This is a genomic window from Kribbella sp. NPDC050459 (assembly GCF_040655315.1).
Taxonomy (GTDB): domain Bacteria; phylum Actinomycetota; class Actinomycetes; order Propionibacteriales; family Kribbellaceae; genus Kribbella.
The window spans coordinates 720,957-735,913 of record NZ_JBFAJQ010000002.1 but is presented as its reverse complement, the minus strand read 5'-3'; the positions used below and the strand labels follow the sequence as shown (position 1 = coordinate 735,913).

Below are 14,957 nucleotides of genomic sequence, written 5' to 3'. Positions count from 1 at the left end.
TTGGGGGGTGGGTCAGCCGGTCAGGGCGGTGACGCCGAGGTGGCCGGTGATGGACTTGTAGCGTTCGGCGTAGAGGGTGGTGCAGCGGGAGGCGGCGCAGCCGGCGCCGGCGAAGGTGATGCCGCGGACGGTGGCGGAGCTGGTGCCGCGGCGTGAGTAGACCGGGCCGCCGGAGTCGCCGCCGATGATCGCCACCAGCCCGCCGCGGGTGGCGCGGATGACGTACGTCGTACAGCCGTCGGCGTCGCAGTACTTCGCGGACGTCGAGCGGACCGTGAGGTTGCACAGCGACGTACTGAAGCTGCCGGACTGGCAGATCACCGTGCCGACGCCCGGGTCGCCGCCGCCGGTGACGGTGCGGGTGTTGACGCTGTCGCCGGGGCCGTCTGTCCAGATCTTCGCGCCGTACGCGCTGCCGGTGACCAGGGCCTGGTCGTAGTCCGGGTAGTTCGTGCGGACCGTGGTGGTGCCGTAGTAGTTGGGGCCCGACTTCCAGACCGTGCCGGGCGCGCCGCAGTGGCCTGCGGTGACCGACCCGCGCTGACCGTTGGAGCGCCGTACGACGGAGAAGCCGGCGCTGCAGTTCTTCAGCGACGAGGTGATGCGGGCGCCACCCCAGTGGCCGCCCTTCGGGGTGTCGCTCAGCCGCGACGTCCGGGCGAGCGACCCCGCCACCAGCTGTACGCCGGACAGCTCGTGAAGCCCGGCCAGCGACGCGGGGGAGGTGGTCGCCTGGTCGTACTCGACGACGACATTCTCACTGACCGGGTCGAGGTCTGCGGAGTACGTCGTCCGCGACGCGTCGTTGGACCACGCGCGGTCGCCGACCGCGTTCCAGGCGTCGGCGATCGACTGCGCCGAGCGGCAGCTGGCTTCGACCTTGACCAGCGGTTTGCCCGCGGCCGGCAGCTTGCGCGCCATCGCGGACTGGTACTTCTTCGCGTCGAGCTTCGCGGAGTCGACGACGACCTTGTAGCCGCTCGTCGCCGAGCCGACCACGCCGATCACGCCCTGGCTCAGCCCGTACGGCAGGCCGGACGTCGGGCGGCCGCTCGCATCCAGCGGCTCGAGCGACTGGACCGCCGCGGAGATGCCGTCACCGAGGGACTCGCCGAGCGGTCGCGCGTCGGAGGCGGACGTCGGCTGCGCGAGCCGTTTCGCCTCGGTCGAGCTCGTGCTCGGTTGGGCGTGGGAGCACGCCGCGGCCCCCGTCACCGCACCCGAGGAGGGCGGGGCGAGAGCGACTGCAAAGAGTGAAGCGGAGCCGAGTGTGACGAGCGGGACGGTGACAGAGAGTCGCACAAAGCTCCCCAGATCGGTGGACCAAACCACTAGATGGTCCGGTCAGGGACTCCGTTCCGTCAAGCCCTGATCACCGTCCGCGAACAGATTCGACTACCGTGCGCGAGCGTAACTGGCAAGTTGACGCCCGTCGGCGCCGAAGAGCTGCAGCGTGTCGCCGCTGACCGCGATCCGCTTCGCGGCGTGCAGTATGCCGGTGTGCGGCACGTTCTCGCAGCCGACGAGGTGCTGCGGGCCGACCGTCGCGGTGAACGCGCCACGCTGACCGATGGTGTACGTCCCCTGCAGCCCGTTGCAGCCGTCGGAGCCCGTCCAGGTCCCGTCCGGCTTGAACACCAGCACCGGATCCTCGGGCCGCGCTTCCCTCAGCGCCCGCGTGCCGACCATCTGCACGGCCCGCCACTTGCCGGCCACGGCCTGGCTGGACAACACCTGTGGTGTCGCGCCCACAGCAGCGGTTGCCTCGCCGGTGGCGACCGGCGTTTGCGTCGGCTTGTCCTGCGAGCCGGCCAGCCCGAACCCGGCGACGGCGATCGCCGCCACGGCGGCAGCGGCGCTGCCGGAAATGATCCAGGTACGCCGCTGGGCGCGGCGGGCGCCGACGGTGGCGCGCTCGGCCAGCCCGTCGGCCTCCGGCACCGAGGCCGCGGCGCGTTCGAAGGTCCCTCGCAGGTCATCCTCGAGATCGGTGTTGCTCACGACAACCTCTCATCAACACGGTTGGAGTCTCTGGTGGAGTCCCTGGCTTTGCGGAGCGAGGCGAGCGCCCGGCTGGCGGTCGCGCGCACCGAGGACGGTTTGATGCCGAGCACGTCGGCGATCGTCCGGTCGTCCAGGTCCTGGTAGTAGCGCAGGACGAGCACGACCCGTTCCCGGGCGGACAAGGTCGCCAGCGCGCGCCACAGGTCGTCGGAGTTGACGACGTGTGTCGCGTGGTCCGGCACGGTGCGGCGCGGTTCGAGGTCGGCCGTCGGCGCCTCGCTGAACGAGCGCCGCCGCGTCATCGAGAGGTACTCGTTCACGAGGATCCGCCGGACGTAGTGGTGCGGGTCGTGCGCGGTACGCACCTTCCGCCAGGAACGGAACGCCTGCATCAGCGCGATCTGCGCCAGATCCTCCGCCCGCTGGTAGTCGCCGGAGACTGTGAACCCGAGCCGCACCAGTTCCTGTCCACGGGCGGACACGTACTCCTCGAACTCCACTCGCCACTCCCTGGCTGGGCGTGCAACTCCTCACGTCTATTAGACGCATCGAGTCGCCCAGCTGATGCAACCGTTCGTACACAGTTCGATCTCTAGTGCAGTAGGAACTCCCGGACCTCCTCCTGCCCGCGCGGATCGCGCTGCACGCTGTGGCCGCTTCCCGGTACAACCACCAGCTTCGCGTCGCGCGCGTGCGCCTCCTCCCATCTGGCCCAGTCCAGTGGGCAGAACAGGTCGTTGCTCCCGTGCAGGATCAGTGTGCGCGGCAGGAGCTCCTGCCCCGGCGGGTACGTCGACACGCGGGCGGCCGGCCAGCGCAGACAGCCCTGGATCATCAGTTGGCTGCGTGCGGTCGCCACGTCGTACGGGTACAGCTGTTTCGGGTCCAGGCGGTGTATCGCGTCGTCGAGGGCGGCCTTGCGGTCGGGCTTGCCGGACCAGGGGAACCGGAGGTCCGAGCAGAGGGTTGCCATGTGGAGGCCTGCGGACAGCGTGTCGTAGGTCAGGCCCTTGCTGGTGGTTTTGTAGAACAGCTGCTTCAGGCCGGCGTCGTCGCCGTTGCGGGCGGCGTGCAGGATCGCTGGGATGCCTTTGAGGGACGGGTTGACCGAATTGAGGCTGGCGACCGACAGCGTCTCCATCAGGTCGGTGCCGCTCACACCGTTCCGCACGAGCCAGGCCAGGTCTTCGACCGGATCAGTCGTGCACGCGACGTCCTGCCGGCAGGTTGCCTTGAGGATCTCGGCGGATGCTGCCATGAGGTCCACGCCCAGCGGGTCGAAGCCCTTGTGCGGTACGACGGAGTCCAGCACGAGCGCCTGCACGTGGTCGGGGTACTTGAGTCCGTACTGCGCTGCGGTGAAGCTGCCGTACGACGTGCCGTCCAGCGTCAGCCGGTCGACCTTCAGGGACTGGCGCAGCTGCTCGATGTCCTCGACGGTGTCCGGTGTGCCGTAGTACCCGAGGCCGGGTCCGATGCGCTGAGCGCACTCGTCGACCGCCGTGGCAGGTGGGGTGAGGAAGTCCGAACCGCCCACAGTCTCTTGCAGCGCAGGGCAGTTGATGCCGTTGGATCCCGTGCCGCGCTGATCGAACATGACGAGCCGGTACTCGCGCAGCACGTCAGGGTGCACGTTGCGGCGCAGGTTACGAACCAGCGGTACGCCGGGTTGGCCGGGACCGCCGGTGAGGAGCAGGAGAACGCCCCGGGGTGCGTCGACGTTGTCGGCGGCGATGACGGAGAGGTCGAGCGACGGGCCGTCAGAGCGTTGCCGGTCGAGCGGCACGTGCAGCGTCGTACAGGTGAAGCCCTGGATGCAGGGGCTGCTCTCTGTTTCCGAAGTCGAGCAGGCCGTGCAGGCGAGGACGAGCGCGCACAGCAGCCGGATCGTTCGCATTCGCCCCTCCCTCACGCCGAGGGTGCGGTACAGCGGCGACCGCCGCAACCTGCCTCGCGGGTCGACCTCGAGAGGGACCCGCAAGGCAGGCGCGGGTTGACCCCACGTCGGACGGCTTCGGGGTGCGCGTCCGCGCGCGAGGTCAGCGCAGGCCGAGTGACTTGGTCAGCTCGGCGGTCACCTGGCGCGGTGCCGGCAGGGCGCCAGGCTTGCCCTGGCCTTCCAGGGAGGTCGCCACGAGGCGGCGGCAGCCGAACGCCTCGGCGGTGAACGACAGCACGCCGCGGTCGTTGTCGGTGAACCGCAGGACGTACGTGGGGCCGAGCTCCTTGGTGCAGACGGCCGGCTTCTTCGCGACGGGTTTCGCCGCGTCGATCAGGGCGAGCAGTTCCGTGGCCTGCTTACCCATCCGCTTGGTGGTGACCGTCGCGTAGTCCTGCCCGGTCGCCTGTGGTTCGTACTGGCAGATCGCCACGCTGACGGGGTTGAACTTGGAGGTCGCCGCACCCTGGCCCCACACCGCTTTGTCGGTGGCGGCCCGGACGGCCGCGACGGTGTCCGGGCAGTCCATGCTCGGCGTACCGCTCGGGCTTGCTGTCGGGCTGGCGGAGGGGGTGGCCGACGGGGTCGGCGATTGGGTGGGCTGGGCGGCGGGCGGGGACGAGGCGTCCTCGGTGCCGCAGGCGGCGGCAACTCCGAGTACAGCCACGACGAGCGTCGCACCGATCAGGCCCCGTGTCCGTTGTGCACTCACGACTCGGTCCTTCCGGGTTGGCAAGGTCCACCATCATGGTGGAACGGGGTCACGTCGCGCGTGCCGGAACATCACGGCGGCGCGTCTATCCGGTCACGTCGCCGGATCGATCCCCAACCGAGGCGCAGCTGTAACGTCCGGGCACTGGCCGCAACCGCCGCTCCGTGCGGCCGCCGACGTTCCGCCCGCAGAGGTGATGAGGGCGGAACTCGATCCCGGACCGTCGCGCCGACTCGGTAATCTGGAGGCATGACGAGCCCGTACGAAGACGACGAGCCGCTGCTGCCGGACCAGACGCGCGACGACGACCCGCGGACCTGGGGTGACAACGACTTCGGCAGTGACGACGACGATCGCATCCTGAACGAGGTCCCCCCGCACCACGGATGACGGCGGCGGTGCTCCTCGTCCACGGCGGCCTCTGGGAAGCCATGGACGCAGAAGCGTTCTGGGGTACGACGGGCATCACCGATGGACTGCGCGCCGCCCTGGACACCGAAGTACTTGCCCCCGACCGGCCGCGATGCGCGAGCCGATGGGACGCCGAGGTCGAGGCCCTCGGTGAACAACTGGCGAAACGTTCCGGTCCGGTAAGAATCGTTGGAGCCTCCAATGGGTGTACCGTCGCGGTCCTGCTGGCGCTGAGGTTTCCCGGGCTGGTCGATCGCCTCCTTCTGGCCTGGCCCGCGACGGGTGACGACGCCGCCGCGAACGAGCGTGCCCGGGCCGGGATGGTGGGTCGTGGCTGCCCGTCGGCGGCCGCGGACGGGCTGCTCGCGGGCGGCATCCTGCGGGGCGTGGCGGACGACGAAGTGGCGTCGCTGGAGCGAATTCGGGTGGCGGTCCTGCCGTCGGTGCCGGAGAATCCGTCGCATCAGCGAAAGACGGTCGACGCGTTGCTGCGGTCGATCCGGGGGAGTCGTGAGCTGGCCGGGTGTCCGGAACCGCCGACGCCCGCGTTCCGTGACCGGAACGGCCCGCCGTACCTGGATCAGCTGGTGCGAACGATCGTGGAGTTCGTCAACTGAGGGGATGAGCGTGGAGCTTCGGGGGTTCGACGACGGGTACGGCGTCCAGGTCGCCGGCTGGGCGCTGGACGAGAAGGAAGTGGCGTTGCTGTCCGGGCGGGTGGTCTACCCGTTCCCCGACGAGCTGCTGGCGAGTTGGCGGACGGTCGACTCCGACATCCACTCCTATCTGCTGTTCGACGGCGAGCGGCCGGTCGGGTACGGCGAGGTCTGGCTGGACGACGAGGAGGACGAGGTCGAACTCGCCCGGATCATCGTCGATCCGGAGGTCCGGGGTCGTGGGGTCGGCGGTGAACTCGTGCGGGCGTTGCTCGGGCCGGCGCTGGATGCCGGCTACTCGGAGGTGTTCCTGCGGGTCCGCCCGGAGAACGCCGCGGCGATCCGGGCTTACCACGGCAGCGGCTTCGTCGACGTCCCCGCCGCGTTGATGGAGGAGTGGAACGACGGCCAGCCGGTCCCGTACCGCTGGATGCGTTATGCCGGTGAGCAGGTGGACGTCGGCGAGCTCAGGGGCTGAGGGTTTGCGTCCACCTGCCGCGGCGGATGTTACCGACGGGCGCTCAGCAGGTCCCGGATCTCGGTGAGCAGTTCCTGGTCGGTGGTCAGCGGGGCGGGCTCGGGCTCCTCGCCGCGCTGGCGACGCTCGGCCAGCTTGTTCAGCGGCATCACGATGAAGAAGTAGACGGCCGCCGCGACGAACAGGAAGTTCAGCGCCGCGTCCAGGATCAGGCCGATCGAGAACTCCGCGCCGTTGATCTTGAAGTTCCAGACGCCGGTCAGATCGGTCTCGCCGAAGATCGCCGCGATCAGCGGGTTGATGAAGCCGGCCACGACCGCATTGATGATCTTGGTGAACGCTGCGCCGATGACGACGGCGACCGCGAGGTCGACGACGTTGCCGCGCATGATGAATTCCTTGAAGCCCTTGAGCATGTGGGTGCCTCCACGAAGCGGGTGGTTGTCCCCGGACAAGTTAGGGCTGCAGGTTCGGCAGAGCGAGCGACCGCGCCGCATCGTGACACATCGTGCCGTGACAAATCCGACGAGTGATCAACTCGTGTCCGGCGTCAGCGCGACAGTGATGCGTGCGTTGGCCCCGGCCTGAGCTAGCCGGGCGGCCGCCTCCGGCGCGGCGGCGACCACGATCAGCGCTCCCGAGGTGATCGATCGAGGGGCCGGCAGAGCGACCACGGGAACGGCGCGGGCCAGCACGGTCGCGGCGTCCGCGGTGGTGCTCGCCGCGGCGTACAGAGTGATGCGGTCGCCGACGCGGAGGAGGGCGGTGACGTCGGCGTCGTCGACGCGGAACGGGTAGGCGACCGAGCCGGACGGCACGGCCGGCGGCGCCAGGAATCTGGCGTCGGTGAGCGGTTCGCCGGCCCTGACCGGTCCGCTGAGCACGCGATTCGTCAGCTCGCTGCCCGGTCTGAGCGCACCGGTCGGCACCGCACCCGCTGGTAGATCGACGGTCCGCAGATCGTCGCGCGCCGGTGTGACGCCGCCGGTCAGGTCATGCGCGGCAGCCAGCACTGCGACGGTCGGTGGCGGCGCCGGGGACAGGGCGAGAAGCCCGAAGTACACGGCGGCCGCGGCGGCGACTCCGGCGAGCAGCCGGCGGTGCCACCGGGCGGCCCGGAGCAGGTCACGAGGGGAGGGGATTTTCATGCCGGAGAAGGTACGAGTTTCTCCGGCAACCGCCCTTCAGTTATCCACAGGCGACGGTCAGGCCGCGCTGGAGCCCGAGGACGACGACGAGCTGCTCGAGGACGAGGAAGATCCCGAGGACCCGGTGGACGACGACCCCGAGGATGTCGACGAAGAAGACGAGGACGAGCCGGACGACGAGGACGACGACTCGGCCTTCGCCGGCGCCGAGCCCTTGCCGGACGACCGGCTGTCGGTCCGGTAGAAGCCGGAGCCCTTGAACACGACGCCCACCGCGTTGAAGACCTTGCGCAGGTTGCCCTCGCAGTTCGGGCACACGGTCAGAGCGTCGTCCGTGAAGCTCTGGCGCACCTCGAGCGCTTCGCCACAGTCGGTGCACTGGTACTGGTACGTCGGCACGGTCGGTTCCCTTCAGGCCGCTGGCACTCCTACTACCCGACTGCTAATAATGCGTCAGCCGCCCGAAGTATTCCAAACCCGTGTCCACTTACCTCAACTCTGCGTCCATGTCCAGCCGACGCAGAGCAACGCAAAGTTGTGAGGGACCCCATTTGGGGAGGGCGGGGGGATTCTCTACGGTTGGGTCCGTGCGTCGCCTGCTTCGAGTTGTCATCATCAGCGGAATCGCCCTCGCCACGGTCCTCCTGGTGATCGCGGGAACCGTCGTCTTCGTCGTCCGCCACTCGTTCCCGACGTACGACGGAACGATCGAGCTGGACGGCCTGGACGGCGATGTCAGCGTGGTCCGGGACGCCAACGGCATCCCGCAGATCTACGCCGACACCCCGGCCGACCTGTTCGCCGCGCAGGGCTACGTGCACGCGCAGGACCGGTTCTTCGAGATGGACTTCCGCCGGCACGTCACGTCCGGCCGGCTGAGTGAGCTGTTCGGCAAGACAGCGCTCGAGACGGACAAGTTCATCCGGACCCTCGGCTGGCGGCGGGTCGCCGAGAAGGAACTGCCGCTGCTCAGCCCGACCACCCGGCAGTACCTCGACGACTACGCGCGCGGCGTCAACGCCTACCTGACCACCCACAGCGGCTCCGGTCTGAGCCTGGAGTACGGCGTCCTGTCCCTCCAGCCCGGCGGGCCGAAGAACTACCGCCCTGAGCCCTGGACCGCCGCGGACTCGCTGGCATGGCTGAAGGCGATGGCGTGGGACCTCGGCGGCAACCTGGACGAGGAGGTCACCCGGACGAAGCTGCTGTCGGCGTTCCCGGCGCGCAACGTCGAGAGCCTCTACCCGCAGTACCCGTACGACCGGAACCAGCCGATCCTGTCCGGCGGCTCGATCGGCAAGGACGGCAAGTTCACCACCGCGCCAGTCAGTCCGGAGCTCCGCCGCGGGATGCTCACCCAGGACCTCCTGAAGTCGCTGGACTCGGTGCAGAAGGTCGCGAAGGGCCTGCCCCAGCTGCTCGGCCAGGGCGACGGCGTCGGCTCGAACTCCTGGGTGGTCTCCGGTGACCACACGACCACCGGCAAACCGCTGCTGGCCAACGACCCGCACCTGGGCGCGACCATGCCGGGCATCTGGACGCAGGTCGGCCTGCACTGCAACAACGTCGGCAAGAGCTGTCCGTTCGACGTCTCCGGCTTCAGCTTCTCCGGTCTGCCCGGCGTGGTGATCGGCCACAACAACGCGATCTCCTGGGGCTTCACCAACCTCGACCCCGACGTCCAGGACTTGTACCTGGAGCGGATCGACGGCAACAACGTCCTCTACAACAACAAGTGGCGCGCCATGGCCACCCGTGAGGAGACCTTCAAGGTGGCCGGCGAGGACGAGCCGGTGAAGATCACCGTCCGCGAGACCCGGCACGGTCCGCTCATCTCGGACGTCGGCGAGGACGAGCGCAAGGTGGGTGAGTCGGCCGCCACGCAGGCGAAGTACCCGACGGCGTACGGCGTGGCGCTGCAGTGGACCGCGCTGAATCCGGGCCGGACCGCCGACGCGCTGTTCGCGATCAACACCGCGCAGAACTGGACCGAGTTCCGGGCCGCCGCGCAGCAGTTCGAGGTGCCCTCGCAGAACCTGGTGTACGCCGACACCGACGGCCACATCGGCTACCAGGCGCCCGGGCTCGTGCCGATCCGCACCACCGGCCGCGGCGACTGGCCGGTCCCGGGCTGGGACCCGAAGTACGCCTGGAAGGGCTATGTCCCGTTCGACGCGCTGCCGACCGAGTTCGACCCGCCGGACGGCATCATCGTCACCGCCAACCAGGCCGTGGTGCCGAACGCGTACAGCTACTACCTGACGAACTCCTGGGACTACGGCTACCGGTCGCAGCAGATCCTCGACCGGATCAAGGCCGCCGGGAAGCTGGACGCGAACGCGATGGCGTCGATCCAGTTGGACACCAAGAACAAGATCGCCGAGATGCTTGTCCCGTACCTGCTCCGGATCAGCATCGACGACGCGTTCGACAGGCAGGGCCAGGACACCCTCCGGAACTGGGACTTCACCCAGCCGCCGGACTCTGCGGCCGCGGCCTACTTCAACGTGGTCTGGCGCAACCTGCTCGCGCTGACGTTCCACGACCAGATGCCCGAGGGCACCTGGCCGGACGGCGGCTCGAGGTGGTTCGAGGTGATCCACACGCTGATCGCGCAGCAGAACAGCGCCTGGTGGGACAACATCGGGACGCCGCAGCGGGAGAGCCGCGACGACATCCTGCGCGAGGCACTGATCAACGCGCGGACCGAGATCACCCAGAAGATGGCGCGGGAGCCGTCCAACTGGCAGTGGGGCCGGCTGCACAAGCTCACGCTGACCAACCAGACGCTGGGGACGTCGGACATCAGCCTGGTCCGGAAGATCTTCAACCGCGGCCCGTACGAGCTGGGCGGCGGGGCGTCGATCGTCGACGCCACCGGCTGGGACGCCGCCGAGGGGTACGCCGTGACCGCGACCCCGTCGATGCGGATGGTCGTCGACCTGTCGGACTTCGACAAGTCCCGCTGGGTCAACCTGACTGGTGTCTCGGGCCACGCGTTCTCCTCGAACTACACCGACCAGACCGACCTGTGGGTCAAGGGCGAGACCCTGCAGTGGGCCTACACCAAGGGCGCCGTGGAAGCGACCCGCAAGCACTCCCTGACGTTCACCAAGCCGGACCGGTAGTCACCAGGCGGGCGCGACGGCCTCGGCGAACAACTCCTCCGGCCAGGTCCAGAGCGCCCGCTGGGTCAGCAGGATCGAGATGGTCCCGTCGACCGGGCTGTTCGACCACAGCGTTCCCAGACCGCCTGCCCAGCCGTACCGGTCGGCGCTAACGGACACCCCGTAGCCCCAGCCGGTCTCCGGCCCGAGGAAGTCAGCAGCCGCGGCACGCTGTTTCGGGGTGAGTTGATCGGTCGTCATCTCGGCGGCCGCTGCCGGCGACAACACGCCGGCGCCGCCGGTGAGCAGCATCCGCGCGAAGGCGTGGAAGTCGTCGACCGTCGAGATGAGTCCACCGCTCGCATCAGGGAACGGCGGCGGCGTCAACCACTGGCTCCCCGCAGCCGGGTCCAGCAGGTCCTCACCGATGTACGCCGTGGTCAGCCGCCCCGGATCCACCGCCGTGAACCCGGTGTCGCGCATCCCCAGCGGCTCGAAGATTCGCTCGCGCAGGAAGTCCTCCAGGGGCTGACCAGTGACCCGCGCGATGAGTACGCCGAGCACATGCGAGCCCGTCGAGTACAGCCAGCGCTCACCCGGCTGGTACTGCAACGGCAGTGTTCCGAGCCGCCGCATCCACTCGCCCGGCTCGAGCGGAGTCCGCGGCACAGGTGGACCGAAGGTGTGGAGCTCCAGTTCCTCCTCTCGCTGCCTTAGCGAAGCGTTGTCCGATTCGCCCAGCCCGAGCCGGAAAGTGAGCAGGTCCCTGACCGTGATCGGCCGCGCCGCCGGCACTGTGTCGTCGAGCGGTCCGTCCGGATCCCGCAGTACGACGGGGTGCGCCAGCTCCGGCAGTACGTCGTCAACTGGCGCGTCCAGGGACAGCCGAAGCTCGTCGACCAGAACCATGGTCGCGGCCGCGACGATCGGCTTCGTGAACGAGGCGATGCGAAACAGGCTGTCCCGCTGCAGCTCCGGGCCGTCGTACGCCGTCCTCCCGAGCACCTCGACGCGTGTCTCGTCGCCTCGGCTCAACAGGCTGATCAGACCGGGCACTACACCGCTGTCGACGTATCTCTGCAGCATCAGCTCAGTCCAGCAGCGAACGGCATCTCCCGCCACTGCGCGGCGAACATGCGGATGCCGTCGGCCAGTCCGGGGAACTGTGGGACCAGTGGGGTGCACACCAGGACCTGGAGTGCACGGGCCAGGTCCATCACCTGCTGGACGCGGGAGTCCAGCGTCGGGAGCCCGCGGGCGCGTGCGCCCTCGTCGTACGCGTGGCACAGGTCCGGGCCGAAGCCGGCGAGGTCCCACTCGAGTGGGCCGACGGACACGTCCTCGAAGTCCGCCCACAGCGGCCCGTCGACGGTGGTGATGAGGTTCCACGACGGGGCGTCGCCGTGCAGCGGCTGGACGGTCGCGGACGGGAAGACCGCCTCGAAACCGGACCTGCTGGTCAGGATCGGCTCCAGGACCTTCCACTCGGCTCTCGCCCGGTCCAGGTCGTCCTGCTCGAACAGACCCGGCACTGCCTCGGCGGTCGCCAGACCGGATCCGATCAGCCGCAGCGGACTCATCCAGGACAGCTCGCCCGGGTAGCTCGCGAGCCGAGCGTGCAGCTCCGGTACTCGCGCCGTCGCCGCGATGTAGTCCGGTTCAGCGGCCTTGTCGACCTCGACGTACGTCCAGAAGGTCATGGTCAGCCCGTCCTGCTCCGCCGGTTTCAGCGGTACCAGAGGGCTCGGCGGCACCACGGGCACACCCTGGTCCACCAGCCAGGTCACCACGTCGAGCTCGCGTTGCTGGCGCCCTGGTTCCTGTTGCAGGTCGCCTGGCAGGTTCATAGGCACCCGTGCGACGACAGGGGACGGCTGCAGGTGCACGACTGTCGAGAACGCCTCGTAGAGGACAGTCGGGTCGGCGACCGTGAGGCCGAGGGAACGTGCGGCTGTGGCTGCGGCTTGAACCGCGGTCTCAGTCATCTCCTGATCTTCGCAGCGGGATCAACCGATTTGGCGTCAGTGCGGCGTCGACCGGCTGGTCGTGCGTGTCGCAGGGGAGGGCGTCGACGATCTCCGTGTCGTAGACGGCTGCCCACACCGGCGTACCGGGACGGACGCGGGCCAGCGCACGGTCGTACGAGCCGCCGCCGCGACCGAGGCGTACGCCGTCACGGGCGACTGCCACGGCCGGGCAGATGACCAGGTCGGCGGTGGCGATCGCGTCGGAGCCCAGGTCGATCGGCGGCTCGGACAGTCCGAGCCGACCGGGTACCAGGTCCGCTGCGCCGGGTGCGACGCCCCAGCCCAGGTCGTTGTCTGCGTACAGGATCGGCAGCAGCACCTCGCGGTGCGTCGCGAGCAGCCAGTCGATCAGCGCCCCGGTCTGGGGCTCCGGCACCCTGGACACGTAGAGCGCGACTCGGTACACCTCGGGCAGCACCTGTTGGGCGCTCGCCAGCAGTCCCTCGGCGCGGGGCCGCTGCCCCCGCGCCGCCAGGAAATGCTGCCGCGCCACGGCCTTCGTCTGGAACACAGTCCGATCGTATGAGCGTGACGAGCGCAACACTGGGATTACCGTGCGTCCCCTAGGGTTGGTGCATGGGTGAGGTGGGTCTCAGACAAGCGCAGGAGAAGATGCGCGCGGCCGGCGCTGCCGATGTCGCGATCCGCGTCTTCACGCACTACTACCAGTTGCTCGAGTCCGGTCAGCAGGGAAAGATCCGCGAGGCCGACATCGAGCCGGTGGGCGAGCTGCCACACCTGGACCACCTGGACACCGATCCGGAAGCGCTCCGCTCCGCGCTGGCCGAGACGGTGGTCATCAAGCTCAACGGCGGCCTCGGTACGTCGATGGGCGTCACCGGCCCGAAGTCCGCGCTGCCGGTGAAGAACGGGCTGAGCTTCCTGGACATCATCGCCCGCCAGATCCTGAGCACCCGGCGGGCGTACGACGTACCGCTGCCGCTGGTGCTGATGAACTCGTTCCGCACCAGGACCGAGTCGCTGCAGATCCTGAGCGAGTACGACGGGCTCGCGGTCGACGGCCTGCCGCTCGACTTCCTGCAGAACATGGAGCCGAAGCTGCTCGCCGACGACCTGACGCCGGCCGAGTGGGAGGCGGATCCGGAGCTCGCCTGGTGCCCGCCCGGGCACGGTGACCTGTTTACCGCTCTGGTCGCCTCCGGCACCCTGGACGCGCTGCGGGAACGCGGTTTCCGGCATGCGTTCATCTCGAACGCCGACAACCTCGGCGCGACCCCGGACGCGCGGATCGCGGCCTGGATGGCCGAGCACGACGTGCCGTTCGGGATGGAGGTCTGCCGGCGGACCCGGTCCGACCGCAAGGGCGGTCACGTCGCGGTCCGCACCTCCGACGGCCGGCTGATCCTGCGCGACAGCGCGCAGGTCGCGGACGAGGACTCGCAGTACTTCCAGGACATCACCCGGCACAAGATGTTCAACACCAACAACCTCTGGATCGACCTCGACCGGTTCGCCGAGCTGATGGCGGGGCACGACGGGATCCTCGGGCTGCCGATCATCGTGAACCGCAAGACCGTCGACCCGGCCGACCCGTCCTCGCCGAAGGTGATCCAGTTGGAGACCGGGATGGGGACCGCGATCGAGACCTTCGAGGGATCGCAGGCCGTGGTCGTCGACCGCAGCAGGTTCAAGCCGGTCAAGACCACCAACGACCTGCTCGTGCTGCGCTCGGACGTGTACGAGCTCGACGAGGCCGGCGACCTGACCACGACGCACGAGGGCGACGAGCCGTACGTCGACCTGGACCCGGAGTACTTCAAGATCCTCGCCGACTTCGACGCCCGGTTCGCGGCCGGCGTACCGTCGCTGGTCCGCGCCGACCGGCTGGAGGTCCGCGGCGATGTTGCCTTTGGCAAGGACGTGGTGGTGGTCGGGGACGTCGAGGTGGCCGCGCCCGACGGCGAGCGCCGGGTGATCCCGGACGGAACCGAGCTGCGTTGATCGACGACCTCCTGGTGCGTCCGCTGGAGCCGTCCGACACGGGCGAGGCGGCCGCGCTGTGGTGGCGGTCCCGCCACGCCGACGGGGCTCAGCTGCCGCCGGCGATCCATACCGCGGAGCAGGTCGCCACCTGGTTCGCCGACGTACTGCTGCCGGACGGGCAGACGTGGCTCGCGCTTGACGACGGCCGGATCGTCGCGGTCCTGACGCTCGACGGCGACGACCTCGACCAGCTGTACGTCGCCCCGGAGGCGGCCGGCCAGGGCATCGGCTCGGCCCTCGTTGATCTGGCCAAGGACCTCCGGCCCGGCGGTCTGGCGTTGTGGACGTTCCAGAGCAATACGCGCGCGCAGGCCTTCTATTCGCGGCACGGCTTCCAGGAGGTTCGCCGGACCGACGGCGCGGCCAACGAGGAACGGGCCCCGGACGTCCGCATGGTGTGGGGTCGCCACCCGGAGGCGGACCTCACCTAGAACCCGGCCGGACTTCTTGGCGCACCCTCCCGGAACTATC

At 69.3% G+C, this 14,957-nt stretch carries 17 protein-coding genes; 6 read left to right on the top strand and 11 right to left on the bottom strand.

Features of this window, described 5'->3' with window-relative positions; genetic code table 11:
- Positions 1–12 precede the first annotated feature (12 nt).
- The 5 genes from AB0I12_RS09535 to AB0I12_RS09515 form a co-directional block, all read right to left on the bottom strand.
- Entirely contained in the window at positions 13–1,215 is a 1,203-nt protein-coding gene (locus tag AB0I12_RS09535) for a hypothetical protein (RefSeq protein WP_359926978.1), read from the bottom strand.
- A 180-nt stretch (positions 1,216–1,395) separates the two neighbouring features.
- Positions 1,396–2,001, bottom strand: coding sequence for an META domain-containing protein (locus AB0I12_RS09530; RefSeq protein ID WP_359926975.1), 606 nt, complete (start codon positions 1,999–2,001; stop codon positions 1,396–1,398).
- Entirely contained in the window at positions 1,998–2,504 is a 507-nt protein-coding gene (locus AB0I12_RS09525) for a SigE family RNA polymerase sigma factor (protein WP_359926972.1), read from the bottom strand. The genes AB0I12_RS09530 and AB0I12_RS09525 overlap by 4 nt, the downstream gene beginning before the upstream one ends.
- Positions 2,505–2,596: 92 nt before the next feature.
- Entirely contained in the window at positions 2,597–3,901 is a 1,305-nt protein-coding gene (locus AB0I12_RS09520; RefSeq protein WP_359926969.1) for an alpha/beta hydrolase, read from the bottom strand.
- A 142-nt stretch (positions 3,902–4,043) separates the two neighbouring features.
- On the bottom strand, positions 4,044–4,655 hold the full coding sequence (locus AB0I12_RS09515; protein WP_359926966.1) for a hypothetical protein: 612 nt from the start codon (positions 4,653–4,655) through the stop codon (positions 4,044–4,046).
- Positions 4,656–4,904: 249 nt separating this feature from the next.
- Between AB0I12_RS09515 and AB0I12_RS09510 the strand changes: the two genes are divergently transcribed.
- From AB0I12_RS09510 to AB0I12_RS09500, 3 genes are read left to right on the top strand one after another with little or no spacing between them, the layout of a single operon-like run.
- Positions 4,905–5,045 carry a hypothetical protein gene (locus AB0I12_RS09510; protein WP_355700801.1) on the top strand — a complete coding sequence of 47 codons (141 nt, stop codon included), beginning with the start codon at positions 4,905–4,907 and terminating at the stop codon, positions 5,043–5,045.
- Entirely contained in the window at positions 5,042–5,683 is a 642-nt protein-coding gene (locus AB0I12_RS09505) for a hypothetical protein (RefSeq protein WP_359926963.1), read from the top strand. Before AB0I12_RS09510 ends, AB0I12_RS09505 begins: the two co-directional genes overlap by 4 nt.
- A gap of 10 nt (positions 5,684–5,693) precedes the next feature.
- Positions 5,694–6,200 carry a GNAT family N-acetyltransferase gene (locus AB0I12_RS09500; protein ID WP_359926962.1) on the top strand — a complete coding sequence of 169 codons (507 nt, stop codon included), beginning with the start codon at positions 5,694–5,696 and terminating at the stop codon, positions 6,198–6,200.
- A 29-nt stretch (positions 6,201–6,229) separates the two neighbouring features.
- Here AB0I12_RS09500 and mscL read toward each other — a convergent pair whose 3' ends face one another.
- The 3 genes from mscL to AB0I12_RS09485 form a co-directional block, all read right to left on the bottom strand.
- Positions 6,230–6,616 carry a large conductance mechanosensitive channel protein MscL gene (gene mscL, locus AB0I12_RS09495; RefSeq protein WP_359926959.1) on the bottom strand — a complete coding sequence of 129 codons (387 nt, stop codon included), beginning with the start codon at positions 6,614–6,616 and terminating at the stop codon, positions 6,230–6,232.
- A gap of 117 nt (positions 6,617–6,733) precedes the next feature.
- Entirely contained in the window at positions 6,734–7,348 is a 615-nt protein-coding gene (locus AB0I12_RS09490; protein WP_359926957.1) for an SAF domain-containing protein, read from the bottom strand.
- 57 nt (positions 7,349–7,405) lie between these two features.
- On the bottom strand, positions 7,406–7,747 hold the full coding sequence (locus AB0I12_RS09485) for an FmdB family zinc ribbon protein (protein WP_359926954.1): 342 nt from the start codon (positions 7,745–7,747) through the stop codon (positions 7,406–7,408).
- A 188-nt stretch (positions 7,748–7,935) separates the two neighbouring features.
- Here AB0I12_RS09485 and AB0I12_RS09480 point away from each other — a divergent pair, with 188 nt between their 5' ends.
- A complete protein-coding gene (locus AB0I12_RS09480) occupies positions 7,936–10,476 on the top strand; it encodes a penicillin acylase family protein (RefSeq protein ID WP_359926951.1) in 2,541 nt (846 codons plus the stop codon).
- Here the strand turns inward: AB0I12_RS09480 and AB0I12_RS09475 are convergent, their stop codons facing one another.
- Genes AB0I12_RS09475 through AB0I12_RS09465 form a run of 3 tightly spaced genes read right to left on the bottom strand, consistent with a single transcriptional unit; the run spans position 10,477 to position 12,993 of the window.
- Entirely contained in the window at positions 10,477–11,541 is a 1,065-nt protein-coding gene (locus AB0I12_RS09475) for a serine hydrolase domain-containing protein (protein WP_359926949.1), read from the bottom strand.
- Positions 11,541–12,440, bottom strand: coding sequence for a phosphotransferase (locus AB0I12_RS09470; RefSeq protein WP_359926947.1), 900 nt, complete (start codon positions 12,438–12,440; stop codon positions 11,541–11,543). Before AB0I12_RS09470 ends, AB0I12_RS09475 begins: the two co-directional genes overlap by 1 nt.
- Positions 12,433–12,993: a 5-formyltetrahydrofolate cyclo-ligase gene (locus AB0I12_RS09465; protein ID WP_359926944.1), complete on the bottom strand. Its 561-nt coding sequence runs from the start codon at positions 12,991–12,993 to the stop codon at positions 12,433–12,435. Before AB0I12_RS09465 ends, AB0I12_RS09470 begins: the two co-directional genes overlap by 8 nt.
- Before the next feature lie 65 nt (positions 12,994–13,058).
- On the opposite strand from AB0I12_RS09465, the gene AB0I12_RS09460 reads away from it, so the two are divergent.
- Together AB0I12_RS09460 and AB0I12_RS09455 are read left to right on the top strand one after the other, a co-directional pair.
- Positions 13,059–14,444, top strand: coding sequence for a UTP--glucose-1-phosphate uridylyltransferase (locus AB0I12_RS09460; protein WP_359926941.1), 1,386 nt, complete (start codon positions 13,059–13,061; stop codon positions 14,442–14,444).
- On the top strand, positions 14,441–14,917 hold the full coding sequence (locus tag AB0I12_RS09455; RefSeq protein ID WP_359926938.1) for a GNAT family N-acetyltransferase: 477 nt from the start codon (positions 14,441–14,443) through the stop codon (positions 14,915–14,917). Before AB0I12_RS09460 ends, AB0I12_RS09455 begins: the two co-directional genes overlap by 4 nt.
- Positions 14,918–14,957: the final 40 nt, after the last annotated feature.

What these genes read in the sequence shown, in the direction of transcription:
- AB0I12_RS09490 (WP_359926957.1), bottom strand. Translation starts at nt 7,348, where the DNA reads ATGAAAATCCCCTCCCCTCGTGACCTGCTCCGGGCCGCCCGGTGGCAC.
- AB0I12_RS09520 (WP_359926969.1), bottom strand. Translation starts at nt 3,901, where the DNA reads ATGCGAACGATCCGGCTGCTGTGCGCGCTCGTCCTCGCCTGCACGGCC.
- AB0I12_RS09510 (WP_355700801.1), top strand. Translation starts at nt 4,905, where the DNA reads ATGACGAGCCCGTACGAAGACGACGAGCCGCTGCTGCCGGACCAGACG.
- AB0I12_RS09470 (WP_359926947.1), bottom strand. Translation starts at nt 12,440, where the DNA reads ATGACTGAGACCGCGGTTCAAGCCGCAGCCACAGCCGCACGTTCCCTC.
- AB0I12_RS09475 (WP_359926949.1), bottom strand. Translation starts at nt 11,541, where the DNA reads ATGCTGCAGAGATACGTCGACAGCGGTGTAGTGCCCGGTCTGATCAGC.
- AB0I12_RS09460 (WP_359926941.1), top strand. Translation starts at nt 13,059, where the DNA reads ATGGGTGAGGTGGGTCTCAGACAAGCGCAGGAGAAGATGCGCGCGGCC.
- AB0I12_RS09505 (WP_359926963.1), top strand. Translation starts at nt 5,042, where the DNA reads ATGACGGCGGCGGTGCTCCTCGTCCACGGCGGCCTCTGGGAAGCCATG.
- mscL (WP_359926959.1), bottom strand. Translation starts at nt 6,616, where the DNA reads ATGCTCAAGGGCTTCAAGGAATTCATCATGCGCGGCAACGTCGTCGAC.